Below are 15,883 nucleotides of genomic sequence, written 5' to 3'. Positions count from 1 at the left end.
AAGCAAAAAAGGCAGGCCGAAAAAAGCGCGAAGAAGCGCAAAAACGCGCAAAACCGTATTCCATACAGACCACTTCGCACTTGCCGGCCGGAGCGATTGTTTTTAAATTTGCCTGCGGGTAGCGGATGGCCGCCGGCAGCAATGCTGGAGGAAAGTCCGGGCACCACAGGGCAGGATGCTGGATAACGTCCAGGCGCGGAAACGCGACAGACAGTGCAACAGAAAGCAAACCGCCAGGTTCGGGCGCAAGCCCGGGCAAGGTAAGGGTGAAACGGCGAGGTAAGAGCTCACCGCATTCCTGGTGACAGGGATGGCACGGTAAACCTCATCCGGTGCAAGACCAAGCAGGAATCCGTCCGCAAGGACCGGCTGCGGCTCGCGGCTGTTGGATATCCGGGTAGGTCGCTTGAGGCGGTCGGTAACGACTGGCCCAGAGAGATGGTCATCGCCCCGCAAGGGGTACAGAACCCGGCTTATAACTACTCAATATGGAAACCCCCGCTAATCGCGGGGGTTTTCACTTGTATCTTTTACAGAGTACTACTGTTCGTCGTTGTAGAACGGCACGAGTTCCACGCGGCGGTTCTTCGCACGGCCGGCCTTTTTCTTGTTGTCGGCAATGGGCTTCGTGGGGCCGAATCCCTTCGCACGCAGGCGTTCCACAGAAATTCCCTTACGGATAAGGTAATCTACCGCCGACTGGGCACGGCCCTGCGAGAGGTTCATGTTGTACTCTTCGTCGCCCACGTTGTCCGTGTGGCCCTGAATCTCGAGGTTCACCTCGGGGAACTTGTTCAACAGCGAAACAATGTCGTCCAGGGTCTTGAAACTCGGCTTGGTGAGCACGGTCGACCCGCTCTTGAAGTTGATTCCCTTCTTGAGGCGTTCCAGGTCTTCGCGCTTATTCACAGGGCAGCCCTTCTTGTCTATCTTCACGCCGCGGAGCGTGTTGGGGCACTTGTCCTGGTAATCGGGCACGCCGTCCTTGTCGGTATCCATCGGGCAGCCGGTCGTATCCACGGGGATTCCCTTCCCTGTCGCCGGGCACTTGTCGTTATCGTCGGCAACGCCGTCGCGGTCCTCGTCCTTCGCGCATCCGGTCGAATCCACGCCGATGTTCGGGAGCGTGTTGGGGCACATATCCTGGTAGTCGGGCACGCCATCCACGTCAAAGTCACGCGGGCAACCCGTAGTATCCACGGTAATACCCTTCGGGGAATCCGGGCACTTGTCCAGGTCGTCCGAGACGCCATCTTCATCCGTATCGGACATCGGCAGAACCTTCACGAACGATTCCGTCTTCTCGACCGTATCGACCTTCACGAGAGTATCCACATGCACAAGCGTATCGACCTTGAACAGGGTATCCGTCTTCGCGACCGTATCCTGCGGCGGCAGCCCCTGCGGGCATTCGCGTTCCGGTGCCTTCTCCGCCCCGCCAAAGTACCACGTGAGCAACCCGGTGAACGCATAGGTCGCGGTAGGCACGTAGCCGTAAGTCTTCACGTAACCCTTCTCGTCCTTGTAAGTAATCGTGTAGTCCTCGGTCCCGCGCATTTCCGTCGACTTGCTGCGGCCAAAGTTACGCATGGAGCGCACAGACAGGTCGAAACCGCCAGCAATATCCACACCGAACGGAGTGTGCAGGCGGATACCCGGCGTAAGCGTCATCGGGTCCTCGAAGAAATCTATCGGGTACTTTTCGCCTTCTACGCGGAACTCGCCGGAAAATTCGATAAACGGGATAATCCAGTCGGTCATGAACCAGTTAAGGCCCGTCGAGTAGACAACAGTGTTCGAGCCCAGGTTCGCGTACATGAACCCGCCCTCCAAGTTAAACCGCAAGGGAACGTCGCGCTTGGTAAAGTCAAGAGTCATGATGGCGTGAGCCCCCACCACGACTTCGTCGGCGGTATAGGGATTGGTATATCCTTTATCCTTAAGCATCCAGGCATGGCGCGGACGCAGGCCAATTTCCTTCGAGCCCGTCGGCAGCATCATGTGCAACTGCATCGCAAGCCCGAGAATGTTGTCTTCGGCCAGGAACGGAGCAGACACCTTCATGAACAAGTCAATGTCACCCGGACGTATGTTGCCGGTCGCTTCCAGGTAGTCTTCCGCATAGGAGCGGTCGTAGTTGATAGGGAGCGCAACCGCCACATCGATATTATCGGCCAAGCCAAACCCGATGTAGAAGTTACCCGTCGCAGAGATCTTGAAATCCTGCAAGTGCTGCTCGACACCATCATCATAAAAAACGCCACCGCGGGTAAGCGCCCACGGGTCGATAGTCACGTTACCGCCGGTTCCGAGCGAGAACCTGTACTTGCCCAGCGTTTTCGAATTGATCTGGTGGATACCGTCGGTTCCGCCCATAAGGCCACTTTGAGCAAAGGCTAAGCCCGCGGCCATTAAAAGAATAAAAGTAAAAAAACGTATTTTCATAATATTTCGATTAAAAATTCATCGCCAAATTTAGAAAGTTATTCCTATATTCCAATATTGATAAAAGGCCCAAGAAGCGTATTTTTACGCAGGAGCAGGAATTATTTACAAACCGACGGACGCAGTTTTCATATTTTTGTAACGTACGTCACACAATAATGCACGCGTGCAAAACACGACTTTATCGAGCGCACCAGGCAAGGAGAAAAGAGGCTTTAAATGATCTGCAAAAAATGCGGCAGGGAATACGCTGACGACATGTTCAATTGCCTCTGGTGTGACGCGCCCAACGAACACCATGTTCCGCCCGAAGTTCCCGAAACGGTCGACATCTCCGAAGTTCTTGATGTGCAGCAGCACGTAGACAACATCATCCTCAGCAGGATACCCGAGGAACACAGGGAACTAGACGAAGAAGGCGAAGCAAAAGTCGCCAAACACCCCGCAGGAAACTTCATGTGGTGCGCAGCCATTCTCGGAGCGGGCGCCTACGCCATATTCCTCGTGCCTTTCTACGTAGCTTTCTTCCACCGGAAAGAAATCCTGAAAAAAAGTTCCATGCTGAAATTCATCGGAGCGTACGTATCCTCGATGGCAGCATTCACCATCCTCATGAACATACTCGACCTCAAGAAGCTCATCGCAAAACTTCCCCTGCACGGGAACTCGGCAAGCGTTCTCCAGGCCTTTACGACACTCGGGCAAGCGCTTGTCTATCTTTTGCTCTGCGGCTATACTTCAGCATTCATCATGAAAAGGCTCGCTCCGGACTACAGTGCAGAAGAATACGAGAAATGCTCAAAGGCGGCAACGCTCTTTGCCGTACCGGCAATGATTCTCTCGTACATTCTAGAGCAATATATAAAGTAACGTTGTTCGGGCTACTTTGTAAAGTCGCCTTGTTCGGGCTACTTTTCTTCGGGCGGAGGTAGGACCGGATCAAAGCGGTTCAGGATGCGGACAACAACCGCATAGACAATTCCGCCAATCAAGCCACCGGTAAGGTCGGCCACGAGGTCGAACACGCTGCTTTCGCGACCATCCACGAAACTCTGGTGGAATTCATCCGTGCAACCGTATGCAAGTGCGAGTACGCCCACAACAAGTACGCGCAGCCACTGCCGCTTGGACCACTCGGCGCGGGACCAGAGCATGGCATAGCAACCGGCAAGAGTCGCGTATTCGCAGAAATGCGCCAGCTTGTCCCAGACCTGCGGGAAATCTTCCAGTTGCTCGTTTGTGAGCGAAGATATCTTGAAGATTATCGCCATGCAGAGAACAGCGGGAACGGCACGGAAAAACGGGTACTTGTCAAAAAGGCTTTCAAACATCTTGACGCCAAATATAAAAAAACGCCCCGCCCAAACTGCCATTTTTCTACATTTGTATGCATGAAAGCGATTACCCTGAAGGCCGGACGCGAGAAGTCCGCATTGCGTTACCACCCGTGGATTTTTAGCGGGGCCGTCGACGAAGTTGTCGGCGACCCGGAACTCGGCGATACCGTCGAGGTGTACAGCTACCGGAGCGATTTTCTGGGTCTTGCGGCGTACTCGCCCAAGTCCCAGATTCGCGGGCGCTTCTGGACGTTCGGCGAGAAGGCGAACATCGACCGCGAATTCTTCAGCGACATTCTGGACCGTGCGATTGCCGCCCGCAAGAGCCGCGGCTTCGACATCGAGGACAAGGAATCCGCTTTCCGCCTGATTAACGCCGAGAACGACGGCATTCCGGGCTGCATCATCGACAAGTACGCCGACATCTATTCTGTCGAAATCCTTGCAGCCGGTGCGGAAGTCCACCGCGAAACGATTTACGAGTTGCTTGCCGAAAAGACGCACTGCAAGGGCATCTACGAGCGCTGCGATTCCGAGGTGCGCCGCAAGGAAGGCCTGCAACTGCGCACGGGTGTCGTTTATGGCGAAGTGAGCGACGAGCCCGTAATCATCAACGAGAACGGCATCCTCTTCCCCATCGACGTGAAGAACGGCCACAAGACGGGTTACTACCTCGACCAGCGCGACGCCCGCCGCCGCATTGGCGAACTTTCCAAAGGAAAGAAGGTTTTGAACTGCTTCTGCTATACCGGCGGGTTCGGGCTATACGCCCTCCGTGGCGGTTGCGAGAAGGTTTACCAGGTGGACGTCTCGAAGGACGCCCTCAAGCTCGCGAAGGAAGGCATCATGCGGAACAAGCTCAGCACCGCACATGCCACGCACGTAGAAGCGGATGTATTCCAGTACCTGCGCAAGTGCCGCGACAAGGCGGAAACGTTCGACCTCATCGTGCTCGACCCGCCCAAGTTCGTGGAAAGCAAGGATAACCTGCAGAAGGGCGCCCGCGGGTACAAGGACATCAATCTACTTGCAATGAAGCTGTTGGCCGAGGGCGGCATGCTCGCGACCTTCAGTTGCTCCGGGCTCATGGAAATGGACCTGTTCCAGAAGATTATCGCGGATGCCGCCGCCGATGCACATCGGCGCGTTCAAATCATTGAACGCTTCGGCCAGCCCGCCGACCATCCCGTAAATACGGCCTTCCCCGAAGGTCAGTACCTCAAAGGTTTGCTCGTACAGGTCGTTTAACCATTCTCTTAAAACAGAAGATGCCCGACTTGATCGGGCATGACAACGTTTGAGCGAGCACGACAGCGGGCTCGCGAAAGTTGCTTCCTATTTCTTGAACAGTCGGATTTCCGTGCGGTTCTTGCTTTGCACAGCAACGTGGTAAACGCCCGCGGGCAAGGCCTGCACGTCGAATGCAGCAGAACGCACCGCCTGCTTGCGCATGACTTCGCGCCCCTGCAGGTCAAGAATGCGCACCGTCGCACCATCAATAAACGTGCTTCCGAGTTCTACAAACAGATGGTTGCCAGCATAATGGACCGAAGTCCCGTACACGCTTGCGAAATTACCCAGCGTAGTCGTACCCGTGTCGGTTTTTGCCGTATCCTTCTTCGTCGTATCCTTCGAGGGAACAACATCGTCCTTGCCCACCAGGCGCCACATCTGGTTCCATTCCCAGTCGTCGGCCCAGCTCTGCACCACGCGTTCGCCGTCTGTTGTCGCACGCAGGTACATGTTGCTGTGCTGCATCTTCATGCGCACCACGGAGCCCTCGTACCCGGACTGTTTTTCCATTACCACCTTCTGGTGAGCGCCTCCATTCCACTTGTAAAGGCCCATCGTGATGCCCGCATCCGTAGATTCGTTCGGGGTATCGAGAGAAATGTCGCCGAAGTTGATGCGGAACGTCGTCGAAGATAGCGGCGTAACCGTCGCAATCGCATTATCGCCATTGCAATCGCCGAGAGCAAGCTTGTCTTCGGATGTGCGGACCATGCAGGTACCGAAATTCATCGACATGATGCGCACCGTATCGGGTTTCGCGGGCTTGGCCTGCCACACGCGCACCCAGTCCGCCTCGAAATACGCCGGCTTGTCGGAGGTAATCTCGATATCATCGCCCGCCCAGCCACCGATGGCGAGGTTCACGATGATGTACTGAGCCGCAAGCTGCTTGATTTCTGTCGGGCGCGTGTAGCTTGCAAACCGCTTGTCGTCAAAGTAAAAACTGAGGGTCGACTCGTCCCATTCCACGCCGTAGTTGTGGAAACCCGCGGAACGGTCCACGTCATCGTCCTTGTGTCCGCCGAAGGACGCCTCGTGATCCCATGCAGAGCCGTGACTGCTATACCAGCTCGGGTCGGTGTAATGCAGGTAGTAATGGTGCTGCTTGCGCGACGCAGGGATTTCGAGAATGTCGATTTCCGGAGGCCAGCCGTCCTGCAGGGTCCAGAACGCAGGCCAGGTTCCCTTCTGCCACGGGGCCTTGAAGCGGCCCTCGATGTAGCCGTACTTCACCTCGAAATGACCCTTCGTGTCAATCGCGCCGCTCGTATAGTCGACCGGGATTTCCTTGTTGTTGAACTTTGCCTTGCGCCCGTTGGCATCCGGGTGCACCTTCTTTTCGCCCTTCAGCTTGAGCGTACCGTCAGAGACAATCACGTTCTCCTCGGCACAGTAGGCGCGATGGTTGTGCGTTGGGCCCCAGTTGTACGTGGGGTTCCATTTCTTCTTGTCAAGAGAAGTACCGTCGAAGTTGTCCTCGAACACCTTCTCCCAGCCACTGAAATTCGCCGGCGGGTCTGCAAAAGCTAGCGTTGCTGCAACCGCACCCGCGAGAACCAAGAATTTTCTTTTCATATCCTAATCCAACCTCATCCAAACAAGGAAATTAATATTCTCTCACTGATTAGCCCACTTCATCTTGCCAGAATTTACGTATATACTTTATAAAGTCGGGGATGGCAGTGTTATCGCCCTTCGTAATATTATCCCGAATCTTGTCAAGACGACCCGATTTGTCAACGCCTCTTGCCCATTCAGCGATTTCCTTTATCTTTTCAGAATCGTCCCATACTCCATCTTCAGCCATATCAATCGATATTTCTGTCAAAAGATCCACGAACTCAGCCTCGTTCCTATCTCCCTGAAGTAGAATAGTAAGAGCAAGTAGTTTGGCACCACTTTCACTTTTCCCAAATATATTTATATCTTCAGCATCATCTATGCCGGTCGTATCGATGTGAAACTGGTTTAAAATCTCACGAACTGCCGCACGTTTAGCATGCTTAACGGTTTCACTTTCTCTTGTAACAAGATAATAAGTACGTTCATATTCCAAGTGCGTCAAAACGTTCATATTCACCTCGGAACGCTTACGCATATCCGTCACCCCAGATAAATTAATTTGTCCATCCGAAATATGTCCTGACACAGGATTTCTATAGAAACCTCTAAAACGAATTTTTGCATATTGAGAAACCAAGTCTCTTGCCGCGAATTTGTAAAAGCCGCTATCACGAGTTACCTCTGCCATCTGGACAACACCAGTCGTCTTCAAGGTTTTACCATCACTAAGTTCAAGCAACAAAACTTCTGAGCCCTTCAGGAAAAATCCCTTTCCCAAGAAATCAGCCACCGCGTCTTGAGAAAGTGTATCCGGTTTTTCTGCACCTTTCAGCGGAACCGTTAAGGAAACTTCCCCACAAATTAGCGTATACGCGGAATCCGTAAGATCAATAATGGAGCACCCTCTGCTTTCATCGCCCTTCTCGCCAATATCCCCTTTCTCGCCTTTTTCGCCAGTGTCCCCCTTATCACCCTTCGCGCCGTTCAACACCACACCGATGCTGTCACCATTACAGATAATCTTGAGTCCACTAGAGTCTGCCAGCGGTTCCGTCTTGCACGAAAGATCCGAGTCCTTCACATAAACCGTATCCTTGCCACCTGCAAGGTACACCGTGTCACCCGAGAGGACGACCGTATCCTTCACAGAAGAAGTCATCGGGACCCAGTCTTCATCGACACATACGCGCGCAGAAGATTCACCCTTCACAAAAGCCTGAGCACCCTCGTTTTCAGCAGTACATTCCGGCAAATCCTTTTCCGCAGAAACGACGTCCATGCCAACCTGATTGACCTGCGTGATGTTTTCTGTAGTACTTTCATCACAGGCTGTATAGAAAGAGGCAAACAAGAGCCCTAAGGCAATCTTTCCAAGAGTCAATTTATTGTTCATTGTTTTTGTTTCCATTTTTATTAAATCATTCCTTCACGCAGCGGACCGACTAAGGATACTTTGTCATAATTTACGTTTTTCCATTCCAAAACGCAATAGAGAGCACCCGCACAAACGCAAAAACGCCCCGATTTCGGGGCATTTTCTAGAAAAATTTTATAAACGTTTATCGCGTGCGGCGCGGGAGCTCGGACGCATGCTTCTCGAGCCACACGGCATCTTCGAGGGCGCGTTCCGCCTCGGTCGCCCAGTCCGATTCCGGGTACTGCTGCACCACAGTGCGGTAGCGGGTCACAGCGCTATGGAAGTCGCGCAGTTCGCGGTAGATGTTGCCCATCTGGAGCGTGGCAAAGTAACGTTCGTCAGGCGAAATTTCCGTTTCGAGGAGAGCCTTGTACATCTGGAGCGCGGCCTCGTAACTCCCCGCCTTGAAAAGCAGGTTCGCGTTCGCAATCGTCGGCGTATCGGACGGTCCCTTCGCTTCGCTCGCCACAGGCGCGGCAGGGGCCGTTTCCACCGGAGCAGCCTTCTCGGCAACAGGAGCAGATTCCTTAGCGGGCGCAGCAGCTTCTGTTGCAGGGGCAGCACTCGCCACCTTCGCAGAATCGGCGGCAGCCTTCATCTCGGCAAGGCGATCTTCCGCGGGCTTGCGGAACTTGGCATCCGGAGCGGCCTTCTTCAGGTAGGCGGCCAGGGCCTTCTTTTCAAGGTCGTTCTTCTTGCCTTTCTGATAAATTAACGCAAGGTAGTAGTTGGCATCGTTGCCCTCTTCCTTGTATTCAAGGCCCTTCTTCAGGTTGAATTCCGCCTTGTCGTACTCGCCCATGTAGTAGCGCGTGACACCGGCATAAAAATAGGCACCCTTGTCGCCGGGCTTCTTGGCGAGCACCTCGCGCCAGAGCGGGGCGGCATCCTTGTACTTGCCCTCGGCAAGCAGCATCTTGCCCTTTTCAAACGGGTCTGTCGGCACCACAGTTTCTGCCTTCGCAGGTTCTGCAGTCTTTGCCGGTTCTGCGGCGGGCTTTGCGGGTTCGGCAACCTTCGCGGGTTCCGGAGCCTTTTCCGCGGCCTTCGTTTCGACCGCTGCCGGCGCACTTTCCGGCTTTGCAGGTTCGGCAATCTTCGTCTCGGCAGGCTTCGCAGGTTCAGCGGCCTTGGATTCCGCAGACGGAGCTTCCGAAAGTTCCACCGCAGGGGCGGTAACCTCTTCCGTAGGCTTGTTCTTCGGGTCCTTCGCGCGTTCCTCTTCGGCCTTCGCCTTCTTGCCCATCAGTTCGTAGACCCTCGCGGCACCCTCGTACGCCTTGCTCATCGTCGGGGTAAACTTGTACGCCAGGCGGTAGTTGGCAAGGGCGCGAGCCAAGTCCTGCTTGGGCATCTTGAGGTAGACTTCCGCAGCAAGGAAATACGCCTCGGAATTCTGCGGCTGTTCCGCAAGGATAGCCCTGTATTCACCGAGGGCCATTTCGTATTCGCCCTTGGCCTCGAAAATCGCCCCCTGTTCTATGCGGGGGTCGGCAGCGAAGGAAGTACCAAACGAAAATGCAAGCGCAAGAGCCGTAGCGGCCACGGAAAGTCTTATGTTCATGCGAGGTAATATAGCAATTTTTGTCATGGCCATCGCTGTCCTTACCCGGATATACAGGAAAAGGCCGCCGAAGCGACCTTAGCATGCGCACCTTCGGTGCGGAATTCTATGGCGCGGACTTCAGGATTTTTAACTGGAGCGCAGAGCCCGCCGACACCAGGCGGACAACATACACTCCCGCACGCAGGCCCGAGAGGTCGACAACGCGGGCAGAACTCGCAAGAACCCTGGTTCCGTCCATTCGCACGACATCCACACGAAACGAGCCTGCAACGCCGATTTCAAGACGGCGGTCAGCGGCGATGTAGCGCATTGCGGGGGCGCGCAAGGATTCTGCAATGGACACACTTGTCTCGCTGTCGCTTGACTGCGGTGTGACGCTAGAAGAACTGCTGCTGGGCACGCTTGTCTCGCTATCGCTCGACTGCGGTGTGACGCTAGAAGAACTGCTGCTGGACAGATCCTCGACCGGTGCCGAGGATGACGAAGAAGCGAGAGTCGAGGATGACGAAGAAACCGGCACAACATTCCCGTTCCAGCCCTTGTACGCTACGAGCGCATCCTTGAGCGGCTGGTTCACATCAGAAGAAGCATCATCAACAGAATTGTCGAAAGTCCACTTAAAATCGCCGCCCTGCACGCGGCCCGCATACCGGACAACGTTGTCCCTAGCCGTCGCGGCATCGTCCGCCTTGTAGCTGTACATCACGGAATTGTCGGTATCGAAGTTGTTGTAGGTATTTCCACCATCGTACGACTTGACCGTAGAGGGAACCTTCGTGTCGCGGCTATCCACAACGTACGCATCGAAATCCTCGGAGGTATTGATTCCCTGGCTTGCCGCCGTCGTTTCCACACCCTTTACCTTGTACGAGGTCGCGCCATACGGAATGAACGTGTAGGAACCTTCAAAATGGTTGCCGTAAGCCTTGATGGTACCGCCCGCTTCCTTGCTGAACGTGCCGTTGTTCGTCGGGTCGCGCTTGGTGCCGCTCGCATACACGTCAGTCCCCTGCATCGACGTGAGCATCGGGTACTTGCAGTTACGGAAGTAGTTGTTTTCCATGAATACCGAGGAGCCGAGCGTAGAGCCCGCGCCATACTTCGCATTGCCGTCGTAGTAGTTGTTGTACACGTGGGCGCTGTAGTAGCGCACGCGCGGGTGGCGGCTGTCGGAATGGTCGTACCAGTTGTGGTGATACGTGATGTAGTAGCCATCGTTCGTACCTTCCTTAAGCCCGAGCAGGTTCGACTTGCCGTTGTCCCAGAAATGGTTATAGCTGAACGTAATGTACGTGGAAAGTTTGCAGTCAAGCGCGCCATCACCCTTCACCTGGTCCTTGTCGCTGCCCGCATCGCCGTAGAAGAAGTCGCAGTTGTGCACCCACACGTACTGGTTGTTCTGCTGCAGGCCAACGTTGTCGCCTTCATCGCTGTTCACGTTCATGATTCCGAGATTACGGATTTCCACATTCTGCGCGTTCTTAACGCGAATTCCCCAGCCGTTCACTGTCGCATCGGGCCCGATGCCCTCCACCGTTACGTAGGAGTTTTCGGACTTGCCGAGGTCAATCACCATGTCGCCCTGCACAAGCGAATCCGAATCCGTCACGTTGCCGACAAAGCGCAGGTCGAGCGGAGTCGTCTCGTAGCCCTTCTTGAAGCAGTTCAATATGCCCTGGAAGCTCTTGCAAGTTGTCTTTGTACCCTTTGAACTTGTAGCCACGTCCATCGTCACGGTATTCTTGGTGCTTTCGGTAATGTAGAGTACCACGGCGCCATCCTTGAGCGTGCCGTCGGCCTTGTACGCACCGGGAACGCGCCCGTTAGCAAAAGCAAAACCGCTGCGGTCGTGCGCCTTTACCGAAAGCGTCTTTGTAGTGGCAGAAGCGCCTTCCTTGCCGCCCTTCACGCCCACAATCTTGAGCGTGTAGTCGCCCGCCTTGAGCCCCGGAACGTCTACGCGCCAGGTAGAGCCGTACTTGCGGACAAGTTCCGCATCGACCTTAACATTGCTCTTGCCATTACCCGAGTAATACACGTTGTAACTGTCGGAGCCGTCCGAGGCCCACTGGGCATAGGCAGATTCGAGCCAGCCACCGGCATCGCCGAGGGTCACCTGGGCACCCGCCACGGTCACCAAACCGAGGCAAGCGAGAACTGTCGTACAAGATTTCATAATCACATCCCTTTTTATTGTTCTCACTAAATATAATCACAATTCAAGCAAAAAGCAACAATTTTTCTTAAATTTTTACAAAAACAAGGTTTTTAAGAACGAATTGTTCTCAAAATTTACAAAATTGTTGTAAAACATAACATTTTTAATTTCATTATAATCCCCGCAAACTCCCTTCGTTAAGTTATCTTTGTTGCTGGAGAAAACATTTCGGACAAATTATGAGATTAAAACTGCACCTTTTCGCGTTAGCAACGATTGTCGCAGCCGCAATTGCGGAAACTCCGTCAGATACCGCAAATTTCAACGTTCTTCACGGAAACGCATACTACACCACAGCGAGAACGCCGGGCGAAGCGCCCTCCGTATTGAGGAACCTCTACACCCCATACCTCATGTACGGAAACAGCCTGGTATATCTCGCTCCATCGGACAACCAGGCCGTTGCCAGTTACGCGTCTGGCGAGCACACGTCGTTTTTCGCCTACCTGAACAGCCGCGCCATGCTCGGCATCGCCACTAAGTCATTCGGTTTCAGTTTTTCGCTCGATCTCGACGAAAAAGTGGAATTTTTTGACGAAAAGGACGCCTATCACAAGGACGAAAGGACTTCCGTCAGCGGTCACGGCAACGAATTTACCTTCCGCTTTTCTCTCCCCTTCCAGACCACCGACTTCCTGGCCACCCTGCGGTACAGCCAGTACAACGATTCCCTCGCCAAGGTCGAGTACACCGACAGCGAGGGCAAAATAAAGAAGGATTACCATAGCCACGACCACTATATTTCCGGGTCAGTCACCTTCACAAACAAGCCTTCCGCCAAGGACTTCTCCTGGAGCACCGGAGGAACCGCCGCCCGCAATATCGAAACCGTAAAAACCTCCTTGAAAAGCTCCATCGACCCCGACGACAACTACAAGGAGACGCGCCAAGGAACCTCGAACTACATCTACGCATCCTTTTTCTACAACTTCGGCTACATCGTCCTGCGATCCGCAAACGCACGCGTCCACGTAGGCAACAACACTTCCGTAAACGCATACATCTACGACCGCGTCAAGGACAATGATAACCGCCGCAAGGACTTCTACATACAGAGCAACCTCTACCTCACTCCCCACATCCTTGCAGAATACGCCTTCAACGAGAACTGGATGATTTGGGGCGGTTCCTACTACACCTGGAGCAATTCCTTCAACCGCGAAGAATACCAGGAGGCATACGTAGTCGAAGACGAGGACAAGGACTTCACGGTAAAGAACTACCTTACGCAGATTTCGACAAAGACAAACACGCTCGGTTTGAGCACGGGCCTGCTTTTCAAGTACAAGAAACTGATACTTGAGGCGAGCATCCAGTCTGCGCTGTACCGCAACCCCTTTAGAGGTTTCGACGGAGGTTCCATGCTTATGGACTTCAGCGGGACCGTAACATTCTAGCCGGGAGGATAGCCATGAAAAAAGCAGTCATTCTCGTTATTAGCCTGGTTTTCGCCTTCGTAATCGCATGCTCCACGGATTCCACCATCACGGGGCCGCACAACAGCAAGACCCCGCAGGGGGACACGAGCCTCCGGAGCAGTTCCTCGAAAAAGAGTTCGTCGAGCAGCGCAGAAAGTTCGAGTTCTTCGGCAAAGTCTTCGAGCAGCAGTTACTCGAGTTCTTCCAGTTCCGACGAGGAAGAAAGTTCATCGAGCACGGCATCCTCGAGTTCGGTCAGCAGCTCGAGCAGCATCGCCTCTTCAAGTTCCGTGAGTAGTTCGAGCAGCGCTCCGGAATCCAGTTCCTCCGAAGTTGCGGAAAGTTCCTCGAGCGATATCGCAGAATCTTCCAGCAGCGATGTTACGGAAAGTTCCTCGAGCGACTTCGCGGAATCCTCCAGCAGCGACGCTATCGAAAGCTCGTCCAGCGAAGAGGAATCCAGTTCTTCGTTCGAGATAGACAGTTCCTCGAGCGATACATTTGAATCGTCCAGCAGCGAGGATGCAGAAAGTTCTTCGAGCAGCGAAGATCTCGCAGAATCCTCCAGCAGTGAAGTTTAAAACAATAACAAAAGGAAAAACAATGGATATCAAACTGATTACCTTGACTGCGGCATTCGCCATCGCGAGCGCCATGGCCCAAGAAGGCGATACGGCACAGGCAGCACCGGAACAGAATTCCGCTCCTGCCGCCGAAGTTTCGACAAGCCAGACAACCGCAGCTACCGCAAAGGCGGCTCCCGCTCCTGCCCCCGCAGCAAAGCCTGCACCTGCAGTGGACACAGCGACCACGGCCAAGGCGCCAGCAAAACCGCACGGCATCGCCTACAACAACGTGGGTAACCCCGCGGCAAGCCCCACCATCCGCGACAACCTCGACAAGCCCTACAAGATGGCAGGCATCAACCTCGTGTACATGGAACCCACGAGCGAATTCAGCGCGGTGGCATTCGGTTCGGGCAACACGAAGTTCATTTCCTTCGAGAACTACAACAACCTCGCCATGGCTACCGTCGGTCTTGCCAGCAGGGGCCTGGGTATTTCTCTTAGCTACGCGCTCGCCAAGGAACTTACCTTCACCGAGACGAAGGACCCCTACGAGAAAGAAGACGAGGACACCTACACCGTTGGCGCGAACGACATTCTGCGCCTGCGTTTAGCCCTCCCCCTCGGAGCCTTTGACTTCAATGCTTCCGCATTCTGGCTCACCTACCAGAACGAAACCTCGACCGATACCGAACAGAAGGACGCCGACAGCAAGTCAACCACCGAAACCGAATACGACTACTGGGATCTCGGTGCAACGGTCGCCATCAGTAACGACCCCTCCGCAAAGAACATCTTCTGGAATGCGGGCGTGAACTTCACCCGTCACGAGAATTCCTACTACCGCGAAACAAAGTCCGGTTCGTCTTCCACCAAGACCGAAACCACGGGCAAGGACGCACACATCTACATCCAGCCCTCCTTCAACATCGGTGGCACGATTCTCCGTAACGAATTCGCCCGCGTGTTGCTCGGCGTGAACAGCCGCGCGCCCTTTATATTCTACGACGAGTTCAAGGACGAAAGCAACCACAACAAGGACAGCTACTTCACGATGGGCGTTTACGCCACACCGAACATCTTTGCCGAACTCAAGCTCGGCAACTGCTGGCGCGTCTTTGGCGGAGCAAACTACACCTGGGCCGTGTTCTCCATGGAATCGGAAGAGTTCATTACCGACTACAACGACGAACTCGATATCGTGAAGAGCAGCATCACCAGGATGTCTTCCCGTACCGGAGTCGCGACGGCTAGCCTCGGTGCACGTTTCCAGTATGCAAGTTTCGCCGTGGAAGCCTCCATCGAGGACAACTTCTACTCCAACCCGTTCACCGGGTTTAGCGACACGAACAACGACTTCATCGCTAACTTCGGCGCATTCATCTACTTCTAGGCAGGAGGATAAATCATGAAAAAAGCGATTGCAACATTACTCGGCTCCATGGCGATAGCCGCACTCTCTGCCTGTTCCGCCGCAGACAACAGCACCATCACGAGCCCCCGCATGGGCACAACCATCGACAGCTACTGCCATTTCTACGAAAAGGTATCTGTTTCGGGTTCGTACACCACGTACTACTGCACCGACGATGGGGAAACGTACAAGTGTTCCGCCAGCGGATGCGAGGAAGACTAAGAGACCGCTCGCACATACACGAGTATAAGTGAAGAACGCGCCTGAAAGGGCGCGTTTTTTTTATAGGTTTTCGAGTTCTGCGTACAGGTCGTACAGGCGCTGCACGCCGTTCTCGAGCCCGTAATAGTGCTTTATGTAGGGCACGAGGAGCGCAAAGAACAGCACGTCCAGGCAGAAAATCGGGATTTCGGGGAACGCCACGAAGAAGAACACCCCGCCCACACTCAAAAGCGCAAACAGGATCATCACGAACTCGTGCGCGAGCCGTTCATGCTGGAAAAAGGCGATGCGGGTCCGCACCGAAAGCAGTTCGGCATCGCTCACCGGGGAGCCTTCCTCAAGCCTTTTTTGCAAACTTTGCTCGTAATCCCGCAATTTTTTCAGCATATTCAACCCTTCCGTTACAAATTAAAGTAAAAAATA

At 54.1% G+C, this 15,883-nt stretch carries 13 protein-coding genes and 1 other RNA gene; 7 read left to right on the top strand and 7 right to left on the bottom strand.

Going from position 1 to position 15,883, the window contains the following annotated elements:
• The first annotated feature begins 113 nt into the window (after nt 1-113).
• Nucleotides 114-490, top strand: an RNA gene (gene rnpB / locus BUB22_RS02475) — RNase P RNA component class A.
• Between the two features lie 50 nt (nt 491-540).
• On the opposite strand, the gene BUB22_RS02470 is transcribed toward rnpB, so the two are convergent.
• Nucleotides 541-2,376: an OmpA family protein gene (locus BUB22_RS02470; RefSeq protein WP_175547217.1), complete on the bottom strand. Its 1,836-nt coding sequence runs from the start codon at nt 2,374-2,376 to the stop codon at nt 541-543.
• Between the two features lie 288 nt (nt 2,377-2,664).
• On the opposite strand from BUB22_RS02470, the gene BUB22_RS02465 reads away from it, so the two are divergent.
• Nucleotides 2,665-3,315 (top strand): hypothetical protein, encoded by a 651-nt coding sequence (locus BUB22_RS02465; protein ID WP_073113772.1) that lies wholly within the window; start codon nt 2,665-2,667, stop codon nt 3,313-3,315.
• A gap of 38 nt (nt 3,316-3,353) precedes the next feature.
• Here the strand turns inward: BUB22_RS02465 and BUB22_RS02460 are convergent, their stop codons facing one another.
• The gene (locus BUB22_RS02460) at nt 3,354-3,776 is read right to left on the bottom strand and encodes a VanZ family protein (RefSeq protein ID WP_073113805.1); all 423 of its coding nucleotides are present in this window, start codon (nt 3,774-3,776) and stop codon (nt 3,354-3,356) included.
• A 60-nt stretch (nt 3,777-3,836) separates the two neighbouring features.
• On the opposite strand from BUB22_RS02460, the gene BUB22_RS02455 reads away from it, so the two are divergent.
• Nucleotides 3,837-5,030, top strand: coding sequence for a class I SAM-dependent rRNA methyltransferase (locus BUB22_RS02455; RefSeq protein ID WP_072810033.1), 1,194 nt, complete (start codon nt 3,837-3,839; stop codon nt 5,028-5,030).
• A gap of 87 nt (nt 5,031-5,117) precedes the next feature.
• Here the strand turns inward: BUB22_RS02455 and BUB22_RS02445 are convergent, their stop codons facing one another.
• The 4 genes from BUB22_RS02445 to BUB22_RS02430 all read right to left on the bottom strand — a co-directional run bounded on the left by BUB22_RS02445 (nt 5,118) and on the right by BUB22_RS02430 (nt 11,798).
• Entirely contained in the window at nt 5,118-6,650 is a 1,533-nt protein-coding gene (locus BUB22_RS02445) for a family 16 glycosylhydrolase (RefSeq protein WP_175547216.1), read from the bottom strand.
• Nucleotides 6,651-6,699: 49 nt separating this feature from the next.
• On the bottom strand, nt 6,700-8,031 hold the full coding sequence (locus tag BUB22_RS02440; RefSeq protein ID WP_073113771.1) for a hypothetical protein: 1,332 nt from the start codon (nt 8,029-8,031) through the stop codon (nt 6,700-6,702).
• Between the two features lie 166 nt (nt 8,032-8,197).
• Complete coding sequence (locus BUB22_RS02435; protein WP_139258674.1) at nt 8,198-9,619, bottom strand: tetratricopeptide repeat protein; 1,422 nt, start codon at nt 9,617-9,619, stop codon at nt 8,198-8,200.
• 106 nt (nt 9,620-9,725) lie between these two features.
• On the bottom strand, nt 9,726-11,798 hold the full coding sequence (locus BUB22_RS02430; RefSeq protein ID WP_073113769.1) for a pectate lyase family protein: 2,073 nt from the start codon (nt 11,796-11,798) through the stop codon (nt 9,726-9,728).
• 221 nt (nt 11,799-12,019) lie between these two features.
• Here BUB22_RS02430 and BUB22_RS02425 point away from each other — a divergent pair, with 221 nt between their 5' ends.
• The 4 genes from BUB22_RS02425 to BUB22_RS02410 are packed head-to-tail and all read left to right on the top strand — an operon-like array spanning nt 12,020 to nt 15,460.
• Nucleotides 12,020-13,237, top strand: a complete 1,218-nt coding sequence (locus BUB22_RS02425) for a hypothetical protein (protein ID WP_139258673.1) — start codon at nt 12,020-12,022, stop codon at nt 13,235-13,237.
• Between the two features lie 14 nt (nt 13,238-13,251).
• Entirely contained in the window at nt 13,252-13,839 is a 588-nt protein-coding gene (locus BUB22_RS02420) for a hypothetical protein (RefSeq protein WP_073113767.1), read from the top strand.
• Between the two features lie 22 nt (nt 13,840-13,861).
• The gene (locus BUB22_RS02415) at nt 13,862-15,217 is read left to right on the top strand and encodes a hypothetical protein (RefSeq protein ID WP_073113766.1); all 1,356 of its coding nucleotides are present in this window, start codon (nt 13,862-13,864) and stop codon (nt 15,215-15,217) included.
• A 15-nt stretch (nt 15,218-15,232) separates the two neighbouring features.
• Nucleotides 15,233-15,460, top strand: a complete 228-nt coding sequence (locus BUB22_RS02410) for a hypothetical protein (protein ID WP_139258672.1) — start codon at nt 15,233-15,235, stop codon at nt 15,458-15,460.
• A 60-nt stretch (nt 15,461-15,520) separates the two neighbouring features.
• Here the strand turns inward: BUB22_RS02410 and BUB22_RS02405 are convergent, their stop codons facing one another.
• Nucleotides 15,521-15,847, bottom strand: a complete 327-nt coding sequence (locus BUB22_RS02405) for a hypothetical protein (protein WP_073113804.1) — start codon at nt 15,845-15,847, stop codon at nt 15,521-15,523.
• Nucleotides 15,848-15,883 lie beyond the last annotated feature (36 nt).

Source organism: Fibrobacter sp. UWCM, from assembly GCF_900129735.1.
Lineage (GTDB): Bacteria > Fibrobacterota > Fibrobacteria > Fibrobacterales > Fibrobacteraceae > Fibrobacter.
This window is presented reverse-complemented; position numbering and strand designations above follow the sequence as displayed.